The sequence below is a fragment of the Micromonospora sp. CPCC 205539 genome (assembly GCF_036906815.1).
GTDB lineage: Bacteria > Actinomycetota > Actinomycetes > Mycobacteriales > Micromonosporaceae > Micromonospora.
The window spans coordinates 53,862-67,908 of sequence record NZ_JBAKHW010000019.1 but is presented as its reverse complement, the minus strand read 5'-3'; the positions used below and the strand labels follow the sequence as shown (position 1 = coordinate 67,908).

General features: G+C 66.2%; 18 protein-coding genes and 1 pseudogene. 9 read left to right on the top strand and 10 right to left on the bottom strand.

All coding sequences use genetic code 11. The features are described from left to right. Positions 1-27 precede the first annotated feature (27 nt). The 4 genes and pseudogenes from V6V47_RS18345 to V6V47_RS18330 all read right to left on the bottom strand — a co-directional run bounded on the left by V6V47_RS18345 (position 28) and on the right by V6V47_RS18330 (position 2,277). Positions 28-909: a suppressor of fused domain protein gene (locus tag V6V47_RS18345; protein WP_334629485.1), complete on the bottom strand. Its 882-nt coding sequence runs from the start codon at positions 907-909 to the stop codon at positions 28-30. A gap of 116 nt (positions 910-1,025) precedes the next feature. Beyond that, positions 1,026-1,142 (bottom strand): annotated as a pseudogene (locus V6V47_RS18340) (mycothiol transferase); the annotation flags it as partial. Between the two features lie 74 nt (positions 1,143-1,216). Next, entirely contained in the window at positions 1,217-1,660 is a 444-nt protein-coding gene (locus tag V6V47_RS18335) for a DUF5990 family protein (RefSeq protein ID WP_334629484.1), read from the bottom strand. A 41-nt stretch (positions 1,661-1,701) separates the two neighbouring features. Beyond that, complete coding sequence (locus V6V47_RS18330) at positions 1,702-2,277, bottom strand: dihydrofolate reductase family protein (RefSeq protein WP_334629483.1); 576 nt, start codon at positions 2,275-2,277, stop codon at positions 1,702-1,704. Positions 2,278-2,400: 123 nt separating this feature from the next. On the opposite strand from V6V47_RS18330, the gene V6V47_RS18325 reads away from it, so the two are divergent. Further along, a complete protein-coding gene (locus tag V6V47_RS18325; RefSeq protein WP_334629482.1) occupies positions 2,401-2,790 on the top strand; it encodes a hypothetical protein in 390 nt (129 codons plus the stop codon). An 88-nt stretch (positions 2,791-2,878) separates the two neighbouring features. Here the strand turns inward: V6V47_RS18325 and V6V47_RS18320 are convergent, their stop codons facing one another. After that, positions 2,879-3,622, bottom strand: coding sequence for a hypothetical protein (locus tag V6V47_RS18320; RefSeq protein ID WP_334629481.1), 744 nt, complete (start codon positions 3,620-3,622; stop codon positions 2,879-2,881). A gap of 116 nt (positions 3,623-3,738) precedes the next feature. Continuing rightward, positions 3,739-4,083 carry a cupin domain-containing protein gene (locus V6V47_RS18315; RefSeq protein ID WP_334629480.1) on the bottom strand — a complete coding sequence of 115 codons (345 nt, stop codon included), beginning with the start codon at positions 4,081-4,083 and terminating at the stop codon, positions 3,739-3,741. A gap of 58 nt (positions 4,084-4,141) precedes the next feature. Between V6V47_RS18315 and V6V47_RS18310 the strand changes: the two genes are divergently transcribed. Continuing rightward, a complete protein-coding gene (locus V6V47_RS18310) occupies positions 4,142-4,771 on the top strand; it encodes a VOC family protein (RefSeq protein ID WP_334629479.1) in 630 nt (209 codons plus the stop codon). A 32-nt stretch (positions 4,772-4,803) separates the two neighbouring features. Here V6V47_RS18310 and V6V47_RS18305 read toward each other — a convergent pair whose 3' ends face one another. After that, on the bottom strand, positions 4,804-5,145 hold the full coding sequence (locus tag V6V47_RS18305) for a GlsB/YeaQ/YmgE family stress response membrane protein (RefSeq protein ID WP_334629478.1): 342 nt from the start codon (positions 5,143-5,145) through the stop codon (positions 4,804-4,806). A gap of 131 nt (positions 5,146-5,276) precedes the next feature. Between V6V47_RS18305 and V6V47_RS18300 the strand changes: the two genes are divergently transcribed. From V6V47_RS18300 to uppS, 3 genes are all read left to right on the top strand, one after another. Continuing rightward, the gene (locus V6V47_RS18300) at positions 5,277-5,468 is read left to right on the top strand and encodes a DUF6879 family protein (RefSeq protein WP_334629477.1); all 192 of its coding nucleotides are present in this window, start codon (positions 5,277-5,279) and stop codon (positions 5,466-5,468) included. A 61-nt stretch (positions 5,469-5,529) separates the two neighbouring features. Further along, a complete protein-coding gene (locus tag V6V47_RS18295) occupies positions 5,530-6,090 on the top strand; it encodes a hypothetical protein (protein ID WP_334629476.1) in 561 nt (186 codons plus the stop codon). 90 nt (positions 6,091-6,180) lie between these two features. Continuing rightward, complete coding sequence (uppS, locus tag V6V47_RS18290) at positions 6,181-6,963, top strand: polyprenyl diphosphate synthase (RefSeq protein WP_334629475.1); 783 nt, start codon at positions 6,181-6,183, stop codon at positions 6,961-6,963. Between the two features lie 156 nt (positions 6,964-7,119). Here the strand turns inward: uppS and V6V47_RS18285 are convergent, their stop codons facing one another. Genes V6V47_RS18285 through V6V47_RS18275 form a run of 3 tightly spaced genes read right to left on the bottom strand, consistent with a single transcriptional unit; the run spans position 7,120 to position 8,868 of the window. After that, on the bottom strand, positions 7,120-7,512 hold the full coding sequence (locus V6V47_RS18285; RefSeq protein WP_334629474.1) for a hypothetical protein: 393 nt from the start codon (positions 7,510-7,512) through the stop codon (positions 7,120-7,122). A gap of 59 nt (positions 7,513-7,571) precedes the next feature. Beyond that, positions 7,572-8,720, bottom strand: a complete 1,149-nt coding sequence (locus V6V47_RS18280; RefSeq protein WP_334629473.1) for a helix-turn-helix domain-containing protein — start codon at positions 8,718-8,720, stop codon at positions 7,572-7,574. Beyond that, entirely contained in the window at positions 8,710-8,868 is a 159-nt protein-coding gene (locus V6V47_RS18275) for a hypothetical protein (protein WP_334629472.1), read from the bottom strand. The genes V6V47_RS18280 and V6V47_RS18275 overlap by 11 nt, the downstream gene beginning before the upstream one ends. Before the next feature lie 223 nt (positions 8,869-9,091). Here V6V47_RS18275 and V6V47_RS18270 point away from each other — a divergent pair, with 223 nt between their 5' ends. The 4 genes from V6V47_RS18270 to V6V47_RS18255 all read left to right on the top strand — a co-directional run bounded on the left by V6V47_RS18270 (position 9,092) and on the right by V6V47_RS18255 (position 14,035). Then, complete coding sequence (locus V6V47_RS18270) at positions 9,092-10,453, top strand: hypothetical protein (RefSeq protein WP_334629471.1); 1,362 nt, start codon at positions 9,092-9,094, stop codon at positions 10,451-10,453. Positions 10,454-10,494: 41 nt separating this feature from the next. After that, positions 10,495-11,025: an NUDIX hydrolase gene (locus tag V6V47_RS18265; RefSeq protein ID WP_334629470.1), complete on the top strand. Its 531-nt coding sequence runs from the start codon at positions 10,495-10,497 to the stop codon at positions 11,023-11,025. 226 nt (positions 11,026-11,251) lie between these two features. Then, on the top strand, positions 11,252-12,448 hold the full coding sequence (locus V6V47_RS18260) for a restriction endonuclease (protein ID WP_334629469.1): 1,197 nt from the start codon (positions 11,252-11,254) through the stop codon (positions 12,446-12,448). 270 nt (positions 12,449-12,718) lie between these two features. After that, the gene (locus V6V47_RS18255; protein ID WP_334629468.1) at positions 12,719-14,035 is read left to right on the top strand and encodes a hypothetical protein; all 1,317 of its coding nucleotides are present in this window, start codon (positions 12,719-12,721) and stop codon (positions 14,033-14,035) included. Positions 14,036-14,047 lie beyond the last annotated feature (12 nt).

Sequence of the window (14,047 nt, the reverse complement as noted above, 5' to 3'; positions counted from 1 at the left end):
CGAGCGTAACGGCTCGCGTCTCTGCCGTTAGGCCGGAGAGATGTCGTCGTGGGCACGCCCGGCCTCGATCACGGCCCGTACCGCTGCATCGTCTGTCAGCGACGGCCGGTCCAGGTCGGTGACCAGCAGCGGTGCCCGTTCAGCGAGCAGGCCGAGTACACCTTCGGTGGTCCACTGCTGAACGGCCTCGTACTCGTCGCCGGTCAGGCCCACCACCTGCAGGAACTGCATCTGGCCGTGCGGGGTGGGTATCGTACCCAGCTCCGGGTCCTCGACGAAGGCCAGCGCTGTCACCGCGGTCTCGTAGTCCTGCCAGATGGGCCCGTTCGCGTCCATGTGATGGCCCGACTCGAACCAGTTGCCGCTGGAGTACACGTACCGGGCGAGGTTCTGCAGCATATTCGCCGCCCACATCGGCGGATCGGTGTCTTCGATGTCGCGGGTGACCCGGAAGGTGAACTCGAAGCCCCAGCCCGACTCCTCGGGGTTGTCGGACTCCTTGGCATACAGCTCGCTCATGCCGTAGCTGACGATGTGCCAGTGCGACACCGGCGAGTCACGCGGATAGAAGCTGATGCCGTCCAGCGGGTCCGGGCCCCCCAGAGCGAAACGGTGCAGCGTGCCGTAGTGCTTCGGCTCGACATCGGGGTACAGCACGTCGAGACGTGCGTCGATGGCTTCCCAACCAGGGGCGTCGGAGGTCATTGAAAGATCAAAACATGCTGGTACGGGAGCGGCGCCCCTCGCCCCCCGGTGGGCGGCCGGCAACGTGACCGATTCGTCGCCCCACCACGGCACACGGCCGACATCGTCCAGCGCAAGGGCCTCGATGGTGGCGTCGGCGTGGGCTGCCGCGCGGCGGTACAGGCCGACAATTTCCTCGCGGGTCTCATCGGCGGTCGCCCACATGTCGGCATTCGGCTCCGCTGCCTCGCCGGCATAGGGCAACTCCTCCTGATCGGCCGACCGAACACGAGGCCGAAGTAGAGGATCTCCGAAGCCGCCGAGTGCTTCACCAGACCGAGCAGGTTGGTGGCGGTCCGGGTCAGCGGGCGCCGTACGTCGTACTCGCTGAGCCCGTCGAGCTTCCACAGCAGCGCCTCGCGGCCGTCTCTCAGGTAGCTGTGCAGGTCTGCCTTCATCGTGCCACTGTGGCAGCCGACGGGGTGTCGGCGCTGCCCCGACGAGCTCGCCCAGGCGGCGATCCGCGTGCGGCTTACTCCAGCGTCCAAGTGATGGCGGGAGGGTGGACCCGAGCGCACAGCGGCCCGCCGCTGGCATCGGTCAAGCCGACTCGGCCGACCAGGAGCCCGCTGCCCTCGTGTGCGGCACGGAGCAAGTCGGTCGGGATGTCCGTGAACATCAACTTCGCCCGTCTGAACATCGCGAAGCCGTCTTCGGTCACCGCGCCCCAGCTCAGACACAGGAACCGTGCTCCCGGCCGCCCATGCACCCACGGGCCGCCGACATCCAGCATCCCGTCGACGTCGCGGCTGGACACCTCGAAGCTCCAGGTCGCCTCCGCCGCGTCGGCGCGTACCTGATCGACGACCTCGGTCTTGCGCTGGAGTCCGACGTGCACGTTGCCGAGCCGCAGCGCGTCGGCTTCGGCACCGACGCGCCGCCCCGGGAGGTCGCTGCCGTCGATCCGGATCCGCACACCACCGACCCTAGATGCTCCGGCCGCGAGGACCGTACGGGTCAGTGGATGGTGGGTCGGTAGATCAGCTCTTGGATGTGGCCGTCGAGCGTCCGGCTCTCGAGCAACTCCAGGTCGAAGTCGGCGGCACCCTGGAAGACCGGGGCCATTCCGCTCTGACCGGTGACGACCGGGAAGAGCGTGACCTGCACGCGATCGACCAGGCCGGCGGCCATCAGCGCCCGGTTCATCGAGAGGCTGCCGTGCGAGCGCAACGGCACCTCCGACTCCTCCTTGAGTCGGGCGACGACGTCGACGGCGTCACCGCTCACGACGGTCGCGTTCGGCCATTCGAGGGGTGCTTTCAGCGTCGTCGACACCACCGTCGCCGGCGAGTTCCACATTCGGGTGACCCACGGGTCACGCACCTCGGAGTCCTCGGTGCTGCCGGCCAGCATGTCGACGAACTCCCGATAGGTGGTGGCTCCGAAGACCATCCGCTGCTTCTCGTCGTAGAGGGAGAGGCGGCGGTCGAGCAGCTCGGGGCCTTGCTTACCCCAGTAGCCGGCCCAGTCGGCCCCGGCCGCGCCGTAGCCGTCGAGGCTGGAAAAGACGTCGAACGTGTAGGTCACGGTCATGTCGTGCTCCTCAAGCGCGGCGGCCACGGACCAGTATTCCCGCGAGGTGGACCGTACACCGGCAGAGCGTCAGATCGGCGGCACCGCGCGTCGAAAATTGCCCGCCGGTGGCATCATCGACGCATGGACGTTCGTCGTTTGGCGGCCATCGACATGTACGGCGCCCGAGGCACCATTCGTCGGCGGCGCATCATTCTGGCCGAGTTCCTGGTCGGTGTGGTCTTCATGGTGACGTTGGGCGTCTGGCTGTTGGCGTCATCGAGCGGCGTCGGCGGTCGCGCGTTCGGCCTGTGGTTTGTCGGTGTGGGTCTCAACTACGCCCCGCTGTCCGCGTACGCGATCGCGCTGACGCGGGCCGGCGCCCTCGATGCCGAATTGGCTGGCGTCGACACCACCCGAGAGCTGCGCCGCTACACGATCCTTCAGCTGTGGGTCTTCGTCCCGCTGTCGCTCGTCGTCTTTGCCATTCGCGACGCGCTCACCCGGCGCAGGGCGCGGACGACGCCTCTCTGACCACGAGCTGCACCACCGGTCGACGCCCCGCCGGCAGCGCGATGCGTGGCACGCCGGACAGAGGATGCGATCGGCCGGGACACACCACCTAGCTCGACAGGAGGCGGCGCAGCCCGTCCGGCACCTCGACAACCTCGGCCGCACCAGGCTTCTCGATCTTCGCGGGCTTGCCGAAGTCGGAGAACGTGGCCGTGCTCGCGAAGGTCGGCAGCGTGACCGTCAGCGAGGTCAGGTAGCCCTGAGCGTCCACCGCCGCCTCGTACGGCACGGACTGCGAGACACCACCGTGGTGCTCCAACTGCTCAGCCGTCGCTGGCAGGAGGCCCCGGGACACCCCCGCCGGCGCCACGGTGAAGTCGAGCTTGCCGGTGTAGGTGCCCTCACCGGTACGCGTGGCGCCCGTCATGGCCGCGGAGAGGCCCTTGATCCCCGCTGGGTCGAACGTGTCTCCCAGGTGCAGCAGGGACGCCGTGGCGAAATCCGACGTCGGGAACCAGATGAACTTCGTCGGGTCGATGTTCGGCAGGTAGGTACTGCCCAGCGTCCTCCACGCGTCGTCGCCGACCACCCGTACCTTGGACTCGACGGCCTTGCCGTCGGCAGTCGTGGTGACGGTCAGGGTCAGCGCCTTTCCCACCGGATCGGTGTCGCCGGCGACCTCGACGTTGGGCACGCTCAACGTCACGTGCGCCGGCACCCCGGCGGTCTTGGCGGCCGCGGCACGCACCTGGGCGAGCGCGTCGACGGTGGCCGGCTCCGGCGAGGAATTACCGCCCGAGTCGCAGCCCGCTACCAGCACCAGTAAACCGACGAGCATCCATCTGCGAACCATGGCCGAAACTCCCCGTTGATCGACGACCGGCGCAGCCTACCGACCACTCACCTTCGATTAACGGCCCGGTGCCCTCGACGCCGAGTTGGCTGGCGTCGACTCTGGCCGGGCCTCCCTTACTCGGCTCGCCGACCCGGAGCGCGCGAGCCGTACGCCGGGCCGAACACCACCAGCAGCGCCAGGTCCTCGGTCACCTCGACGAACCGGTGCTCCTCGCCAGCCGGCACGAAGATCACCGAACCCGGGCCCACCTCGGCCGCGCCGTCCGGAGTCACGATCCGGGCCCGCCCCGCGGTGACCACGTAGATCTCATCCTCGGTGTGCGGGCTCTGATCGTCGAGACCACCCGCCGGGATGCAGTACGTCCCCACCGACAGTGCCGGCACCCTCAACTGTTCGACCCAGTCGTTGGCGGCCCCGGCGGGTGCCGTCCACCGGCCCGCGCCTTCGATGATCTGCATGGCGGGAGCCTAGATGCTGTGCCCACAGAGTCGCGCCGCCGATGTTAGGTTCGCCGACATGACTGCGCAGATCACGGCCGCGCAGTTCCACGCGGCCGACGGTGTCGAGGACTGGCGCTCCCTCTACCACCTGGTCTCGGCCTACTTTCCGACCGGCTCGCTGACCGAGGGCATCGCGCTCGTCGACGAGATTGGCCGGCTCACCGACGAGGCCCAGCAGCAGCACCTCACCGTCGACCTGCGCGCCACCGGCGTCACCGTGAGCCTGACCCGGCGCGACATCTCGTTGGCCCAGCTCATCTCGGGCGTCGCCAAGGAGCTGGGCATCCCCGCCGACCCGACCGCCGTCCAACTCATCAACGTCACCCTTGACGCACTCGCCGGCGCGGACGTGCTGCCGTTCTGGCGGGCGCTGCTCGGCTATCGGCAGATCGGCGACGACTACCTGGCCGACCCGGCGCGCCGCGGCCCGGGCTTCGGGTTGCAGCCGATGGACGCGGCGCGCCCACAGCGCAACCGCCTGCACCTCGACATAGCTGTCCCCCACGATCAGGCGGAGGCTCGCATCGCCGCCGCCCTGGCCGCCGGCGGCCACCTGGTCTCCGACGCGCACGCACCCAAGTGGTGGGTCCTGGCCGACGCCGAGAGCAATGAGGCGTGCGTCGCCACCTGGCTCGGCCGCGAATAACACACCCCCTCGGGGCGCTCCCGAGCGACGCTTCAGTTCTTGGCCCGGCTGCGACGGACCCGCCGACGGGGGGCGTCGTCGCCGCCGGCAAGCCGGGTGAAGGTGAGCATGTTCGCCAACGCCACGGCGATGATCGCGACGCCGACCTGGATCGCGAGCACGACCCAGTCCCAGCGCAGCACCCACACCTCCACGCCGGCTCCGTCGTCGATATCAAGCGCCCTGGCGACCACGGTGCCCAGCACCGCCGAGCCGACGCCGATGACGAACGTCGCGAAGAGACCGATCCGCTGCCTCCCTGGCAGGATGAGTCGGCCGAGCAGGCCGATGAGGGCACCGATGAGCACCGCGCCGAGATAACCAGTCACCAGCATTTGCCGTCTCTCCCCTCCAGCAGTGTCGGGATACATGCCCGAATCTCACGTTCCCGGAAACCCCACCCGGGCCGTCGGCCGGTCGCGTGTCATGTGGAGGGTTGCGTCGTTCAGGGTGAACGGTGCTGTTCGTGGACGGCCGCGTGACCCTTCATCGGGTGGGGCCGGCTTACGTCCGGTTCGAGTGCGGCTGGGCCTACGAGCACACGGTCGACGCCGGTGAGGACGTTCGCCTGATTCCGGTCCCCGGCGCCGACTGGCCGGCAGCCCTGCCGCACTACGACTACTGGTTGTTCGGCTCCTCACAGCTCGTGGCGATGTAATAGGACGACGCGGGCCGGTTCGTCTTTGGCGAGCTGATCACCGAGCCGGGGAAGGTCGTGCATGCACCGACGCTGCGCCACATTGCTGGCCCTGCCACTGCTGGCACTGCTCGCCGCGTGCGCCACGCCGGCCGCATCGGCCGACCCGCAGCAGCCGTCCACCTCGGCGACGCCGCTGCCGCAGCAGTCGTACTGGCCGGGCCAAGAGGCACTGATGGACGCCGCTACCCAGGTGGAGAACGCCGCCCTCCCCCGCTGGCCCCACACGTACGCCGGGGTGAGCCTCGACGTACCCGGCGATGTGCTGCTGGTGTATCGCGTACCGACCCGCGACTTCGACGCCGAGATCCGGGCGCTGGTGCCGGCCGTAACCGTGCGCTTCGTCGACACCCCGTACTCCGCACGGACCCTCGACCGGTGGATCGAGCGGGTCCGCGCCGACGTGGCCCACTGGCAGAGCCGTGGTGTCGTCGTGCACAGCTCCTTCGTGGAGCTCGGCGAGTGCGTCACCCTGGAGGTGGCCGAGCCACAACGCGACGCGGCGAAGCTGGCAGCCTTCTACCCGGGCATCCCCCTGTGCGTAAGGAAGGGCTGGCCTGCCGTACCACTCAACGCGGGCTGACGGCAGCGCCCTGCGACACCGGCTTCGGGACGCGACGACCTCCCCCGCGAGCAGCAACACTGGGCACCCCCGCGGGTGTTAAATTCGATCATGATGCAGCCCCTACGCCGTACCGCCTACCGGCTCTACGCTCGCCGCCTCCGCACCCAGCTCACCGGCAAGCCGCTCCCCCGGCACGTGGCGATGGTGATGGACGGGAACCGCCGGTGGGCCAAGCAGGCGGGCTTCGATGATCCCCGGGTGGGCCACCGATACGGCGCAGAGCACATCCACGACGTGCTGGGCTGGTGTGCCGAGATGGGCATCCGCCACGTCACCCTGTTCGTCGCCTCCGTGGACAACATGCGTAAACGGGCATCGGACGAGGTAGAGAACCTGATGCAGATGATCGAAGAGGTTGTCGCGGAGCCTCTTCTTCGGCCGGCCAACCCCTGGCAGCTTCACCTGGCCGGCCGCGCGGACGTCCTGCCCGACGCGACACGCCACGCCCTGAAACTCGCGGAGGACGCCACTCGTGAACGCGGCGCGGACTTCCATCTCACGGTCGCCATCGGCTACGACGGCCGCGAAGAGATCGTCAACGCCGTTCGTTCCTTGTTGGAGCAGGAGGCAGCGACAGGCGCCACAATCGACGAGGTCGCACAGCGGCTAACCGCCGACGATCTGGCGGCACACCTCTACACCGGTGGTCAGCCCGACCCCGATCTGGTCATCCGCACGAGCGGGGAACGCCGCATGTCCGGCTTCCTGCTCTGGCAGGCGGCCTACTCCGAGCTGTACTTCTGTGACGTCTACTGGCCGGGCTTCCGGCAGATCGATTTCCTCCGTGCCCTGCGCTCCTACGCGGCCCGTAGTCGACGGTTCGGAGCCTGACGATTCCAGACCGCGCGGTGACCGGTCAGCGGGTGAGGCCGACGAGCGTCGCCAGGCGAGCCACGCCATCCCAAAACCCGTCAACCTCATGATCGGCGAGGCGGGACGGAGTACCGGTCCAGGGCGCGGACGCCGCGCCAGGCTCGACGGAGAAGGTCATGACAGACGGTCCCCGATGATGCCCGTCACGACGAGCAGGGCCGCGGCGGCGAGCAGCGCAAGGCCCATGATCCGACCACGCCGTTTCGACTCGGCGTTGGTGGTCGCGCGGTAGACACCGAGGCCGGTCGCCGCAGCCACCCCGAGCGGGATCGCCACCGACATGAACCGAAGGAACGACCAACCGCTGAAAGTCCCATCGTCCTCGACGATCGCCAACTGGTAGAGGAGGAAACCCAGGCCGACCACGCAAAAGAAGAACAGCACCATCGACACCAGCGCCACGCTTTTGCGAAAGTCATGCCACTCATCCAGCTTCTCCGGCACCGCCGTCACCCGATCCGTCTGCCCGGCCTCACTGACGACCGCACCATGCCACAACGTGACCACTCACCGCGACACCGCCGTCACCCAAACGATCAGCCGTGGAGGCAGCGCAACCTGCCCAATCAGCGGGTGAGGCCGACCAGCGTCGCCAGTCGCGCCACGCCGGCCGGCGCCGGGTGTGCGCGGGCGACGTCGGCGATCACGGTACGCGCCAAAGGCCGGCACCGAACCTCAGCCGGCGCGACACTGTCCGCCTCGACCAGCGCCCGCGCGGCGCCACGCAGGTCACCAACCTGGAGGTACGCCCGCGCGACATCAACGAGGTACGCGCCCCGATACTCGGCCGGCAACCGCCGCCACGCCTCCCGCCGAAGCACCGCCGCGTGGAGCGCGACGGCCACCCCCGCCTCACCCCGATCCACCGCCGCCACCACCCGAGCCAGGTCCACCGCGACAGGCCCAAAACAGGTTCGATGGACGTCGTCGTACCTTTTGATCTGGGCAGCGATCATGGTGGCCCGGTCGGTCAGCTCCTCGGCGTGGCGGGGGTCGCCGCAGCCGGCGGCGGCCAGGGCAGCCTGGAGCAGCAGCGTCCCGCAGACGGCCGACTCCCCCGCCGGCCGCAGCGGCGCGACGCGGTCCACGGCGGCGACCGTCGCGGCGAGCGCCAACCGGTCCCGACCCAACGCGCGCAACGCCTGCCCAATCGACACGGCCGCCGTCGCCGACAACACCGGATCGCCGCCCGCCACGGCCATCGCGCGATCCGCGGCCAGCCAGCCGAGGTCGGCCTCGCCGAGCTTCACCAGCGCCGATGAGGTGATCCGGTACGCCTGCACCAGCAGCTCCGGTGACCGCGCAGCCTGGGCGGCGTCGAGCACACCCGGCAGGACTCGCACCAACTGCTGGTAGTGCGCGTGCTGGTAGGTCAGCCACGCGTGCCCAACCTGCCGACGCAGCTCGCCCGCCTCCTGGGCTGGGGCTTGGTGGGTGTCGTAGCTGGCGAGAGCGGCGCGGATCTCGTCGACCCCGTCCAGCGTGCCGGCCGGCGTACTGCGCTGCTGGCCGAGCAGCACCTCCGGATCGACCCGCAGGACGCGGGCGAGGTCCTGGATCACCGAGTACCGGTCCAGGGCGCGGACTCCGCGTTCGACCTTGTCGACCCAACTCTTCGACCTGCGGACCCGGTCGGCGAGCATCTGCTGCGTCATCGACCGCCGCATCCGCCAGTGCGTCACTCGTTGGCCGATCGGCAGCTCTTCAGCGGTCACGCTTCCACCGCCGATCCGGGACAGCGCGAGTGGTGTCGTCCACCGGGACTCGATCGGCCTCGGCCTGGGCGAGGAGGCGTTGTCTGGCGGCCTCGCGCTCGGCCGCCTCAGCCTGCTCGCCTGTGTTGTCCGGCGCGTTGTCCTTCATCCCACCTCCGTCAACCGGTGCACGGCGGCAGGTCAGCGCCGTCACCCATGGACTTCCTGGGATCAGCGAAGCCGACTGCGCAGTGTCCAGCCAGATGGCGAGCGTTGCGCCCCTTTGCGCTGTTCAGGGCGTGGGTTGCGCGGGGTTGCGCGGGCACCCACAGGACCTCAGCCACCCATAGGCTTGTCACTGTTGGTAGTTGCTCGATGGCTGGAGGCAAACCATGGCGCGGCCGGTCACAAACGCGGCATTCGAAGCGCTGCTCCGTGCCGCCGGTTACGGCAACGCGCACGCCGCCTTTGCCCGTCAGCTCAATCACGCTGGCCGTAACCACGGCGCGTGGCGCTACGACGCAGCTAGCGTCTACTGGTGGCTACGCGGTCGCCGCCCTGGAGAGGATGTCCAGGCAGCCATGGCCGAGACGGTCACCCGCAAACTCGGTCGCACCGTCGCCGTCAGCGAACTGGGGTTTCGCGGTTCTCACGGCATCGGAGCCTGCGACTACCCCACGTCCGTCGGTCGGGCGATCGACGCCGCCGAGCAGCTGTGGACGACGCTGGCCAAGCATCCGAACCCACAGGTCAGTGGAACACTCGACAACGGCAAAGCCCTGCAGGCCGCGCTCGGGTGGCGGTATGACCTGCCCGATGAGACCGTCAGTCGAAGTGGCCGACAGCAGGTCACCTCCGGCGACGTCCAATCGCTGTACGCGCTGGCGGACCACTTCACCGACCTGGACCGACGACACGGGAGCGGGTCTCCGCGCACCCGGGCACTCATGGCCGACTTCCTCGTACGTCAGGTGGCCCCCATGCTGCACGGCACCTACACCGACGCGGTGGGCCGTGACCTCATGCGCGCCGCTGCGACGCTTTCCGGCCAGCTCGCCTTCATGTCGTACGACGCAGGCGACCATGCCGCTGCCCAACATCACGTGACCATCGCCCTTCGGCTCGCCAAGGCCGCCTGTGACCGTCTCTACGGTGCTCATCTACTGGCTAACCTCGCCACCCAGGCTGTGTTCCTGGGGCACGCCCGAGACGCGGCACGACTCGTCGAGGCGGCCATCGACGGGGCAGGCCGCGCGCCCGGTGCTGTCCTCGCCCGGCTGTACAGCACCGCCGCCACCGCCTACGGACAGTCAGGCGAACGTCGCGCCTGCCAAATCGCGCTCGCCAAGGCTGAGCGTGCCCTTGATCGGACTGACAGAGGCACTGCTCCTCGCTGGGTCAACTACTTCAGCCACGCTCATCTCGCCGGTGCCGCGTTGCGGTGCTTAGGCGACCTGCATTTGTACACGCAGGCTCTTCGACAAGCTCCCGACGCGCTTACGCTGAACAGCGCGAACACGCGAACGCGCGCACTCCATACGGCCTTGGTTGCCATGACCCATGCTCGCGCCGGCGACACTGACTCCGCCTGCAACTGGAGTCGGAAGCTCGCGCAGGATGCCGCAGGCATTTGCTCCGCGCGCGTTCAACAGCGCGTCCTCGAACTCACTGCCATGCTCAGCCCGCAGCGTGGACTACCTCAGGTCAATGAGGCCCTTCATGTCCTCGCGACCATGCCGGCAGCAGCCACGTAGGCGCGAGGGCAGATCGGGAAACATCCGCTAGCGTCTGCAGGGTGACCTGGACAGAGCCTGCCATCTGGTACGCCAACCTGGCCTCCTACTACGCCGCTACGGCGGCCTTCATCACAGACCCGGCTGGCAACGTCTTGCTCGTCAAACCCTCGTACCGAGACCACTGGGCCTTTCCCGGGGGGTATGTGGACGAGGGCGAGTACCCGCATGATGCCTGTGCCCGCGAGATCCGCGAGGAGTTGGGGGTCTCCTTAACGGTAGGCGACCTGCTCGTCGTGGACTGGGCACCGCCGGCCGGCCAGCGACCCCGCGCAATAGTCAGTTTCACGTTCGACTGCGGGACCATGACGAGCCTCGACGGGTTGGACTTGTCGGCTCAAGAACTGGAGGAAGTTGCTTTTTTCTCATTGCAGGAGGCCGCGCAGCGTCTCCCCGGCAACGTAGCTCCACGAGTCCGCTCCGCGATACAGGCGAGAAGCCGGCAAATTCCGGTTTACCTTGCCGGCGGCTCGACTACCCCTCTACCCTTCGGCGGTGCACCGGATTTCGGATCAAGGCCGGGAACCTCGTGAGATAGCGTGCCGTGCAGGTCGGCTCGTCCATCACCCGTCTAGCCGGTTACCGGGCAGGACGGCTGACCTGCGCTTTCTACGAGGGACGATCACCGCTGGTCGTCGGTTGTCGGCAACTGGCGGCCCAGTCGGTCCAGGCAAGCAGTCATTGTGCATTGCCTCGCATTCCAGCAGTTGGCCCAGTCGGCTGATCTTCCGATGCCCGGCGAGCAACGCGGATGGTTGGATGTCAATCATGGACCTTGATACTGCGCTGCACGCGTTCGACAGGACTGAGGCAAACATCGTCCGTCTTGAGAAGCTGTGGAAGGAAATGAGCGGTCTTATCCCAGACAGCGTCGCCTTCGAAGGCGGCAGTCCGGAGAATATCCGGTATCGCGATCTAACCCGGTCATTCGAAGAGATCCGCTCAGCCCTTCCCTCTATTGACGGATGGCGGCCTTCGGCTGAGTTGTTCAACGACCTAGATCAAATCGCGCAGATCCGCTTTGATCACCTTGAACTGGACGAACCTCTTTCGCGGCATCAGTTCGATCGTAGCGTTGATGCTCCGGGTGAAGAAATCGCCGATTACCGGCAACGTTACTCTCGCAAACGTCGCCAGGTCGTCCGAGCACGCCTAGAGCAGTTAAGTGCGGAATTCGATCGAATGCTCGCTGCACTTGTAGGTCGAATTCCGAACAATCGAGAACTAGTTGACGAGCCGGAATACGACCAGCTAGAGGAAATATTTGCGGAGATTGACCGGCTACTTGGCACTTCCTCGCCTAGACGAGGCAGGTGGGGCGACCTTCGGCGCCATTTTCACTTTCGCCAAGGACATGATCTTCATGACATTGCCAATTTGGATTGGCCAAGCGTCAGGTCGGACGTAGCAGCAGGAATGTACGACGATTATGAGCCGGTCCCGGTGGATGTCGATGACCTTGGGACATTAACCGATGGACGCCCTTCCGGCCCCGTCACAACCGCCCTCGATTGGGGTGCACTCGACGACGAACAGTTCGAGAGACTTGCCTTCAACATCCTCACCGAGGCCAGTGGTTACGAAAACATCCAGTGGCTAATGAAGACCAGGGCAGCCGATCGCGGCCGGGATTTGCAGGCCACTCGCGTCCGAATTGACCCTCTAAGCGGGACTCGCCGGGACCGCGTAATTGTTCAATGCAAGCATTGGCTCTCGAAATCCGTCACTCTGCACGACATAAGCAATAATGTCGCTCAAATGCGCCTTTGGGAGCCGCCAGTTGTTGACGTGCTTGTAGTGGCGACAAGCGGACATTTTACGGCCGACGCGGTTCAATGGGTGGAAAAGAGGGACGAGGCGCGAGAACGTCCGACCGTGGAACTGTGGAGTCGCGGACACCTTGAATCACTCTTGGCCCAGCGTCCCAATCTCGCGGTGACGTTTGGTCTGCGTTGAGCGGCATCAGTACCCAACACACGATCAGTCACCCGTCAAAGACGGTATCGCATCTCGCGCCGTTCGCCATCGGCATGTCGCCCAATCGATGAAGGCCGCCGCCGACCGGCCATGCCGTCCACGGGCGTTCGTGGCCGACACCGTCTGTTGCCCCTGTCGTGTTGTAGACAGCATCGCCTACGCGAGACGCGGTCCACCGGCTCCGTTCGTTGCCCATCCGATCCGTTCGGCCAAGTGGCAACCATGCCACCCTTCTATACCCTCCTACGCATGAGCCATCAGGGCACTGATCCTGCAATCCAGCCTGCCTACCGATACAATGCCCCGGGAAGACCACTACGGCTCTACAAAGGACAGATTTCGGGGGTGGCTTCCGACCGTCCGTTGCGGGGCGAGATCCGAATGGACACTTCGTCCAATATGAGCATTGCCTGGAGAGTTGATCCTGCCGGTTCAATCGCTTTCGGGAAACGAGCATTAAGCCTGAATCTAAACGGTGCCCTTAAATCCCGGCCTATCGAGGCATTCATGCGTACCTGGGAGGCGGGTTGGATCAATGAGGCGGAGCTCGGATCCACCAGTGTCAAGTTAGCGCAAGCTAAGCTCCACTGGTTCAATCTACCTGCGTTGCGCTCAGCGCGGCTTGTACAATCTAGCGAAAGCGGCACGCCGGACTTTTACCGTTGGGAAATGGAAGTCGCCGGCTGGCGCCTGCGGCTAGATCGGCGATCCGACTATCGGGCAGTATGGGCAGATCTTCATTCGTCCGATAAGTTTCTGATGACCCATGTGATGGAAGTCGCGAAGGCGGACGCAACTGACTTCACTGTCGATGAACTAAAGTCGCTTCGCCTGGCTCTCCATATGGCCTTCTCCTTTGCCTTCGGCTGCCACATCGCGCCGGCTCTCCCGGTTGGGTACGACAGGTTAGGACGAGCTGTATGGAAGCACTGGTTCGTACCTCATTGCGATCCAGCACGCAGCATCAGCCCGGGGTGGTGGGCCGAATTTCAAGGAGCCGATCTCGATTCGTACCTACAACTGGCGATACCAGCGCTGTCGGACTCACTCCTCGGCGAGAGGCTGAGGTATCAGACGATGTTTGCGATTGCCTGCATGATCCCGACAGGTTTCCTGGAGCCACGAATCATGGTGGGATTCGCCGGCCTTGAGCATTTCATTTGGCACAGACTTGTGGTGGACAGGCAAATGAGCAGATCGGCGTTTGATCAGTTGAAGGGACACGAGCGCCTACGTCATGTATTGAATTCCGCCAGCATCCCCGTCAATCTCGAACCAGCCATTACGCCGGCGCTGCACGCGTTTGCGCAGGCGGAGGTGGTGAGACAGGGTCGCATGTTAGATGCCGCGGACATAGCAACTCAGATACGTAACCGTATCGTGCATCCAACTGATCTGCCAAGACTGGTTTACCACATCAACGATTTAATTACTGAAGCGTGGGCACTCACCAGACATTTCCTCACGCTGCTAATTCTCCACGCACTGGGTTACCGAGGCAGCCAAAGGGACCTCCGTCGCCTCACCGGCAGTGCTCACGACGTCGCGCCAGTACCCTGGAGTTAGGCGACACCTGTC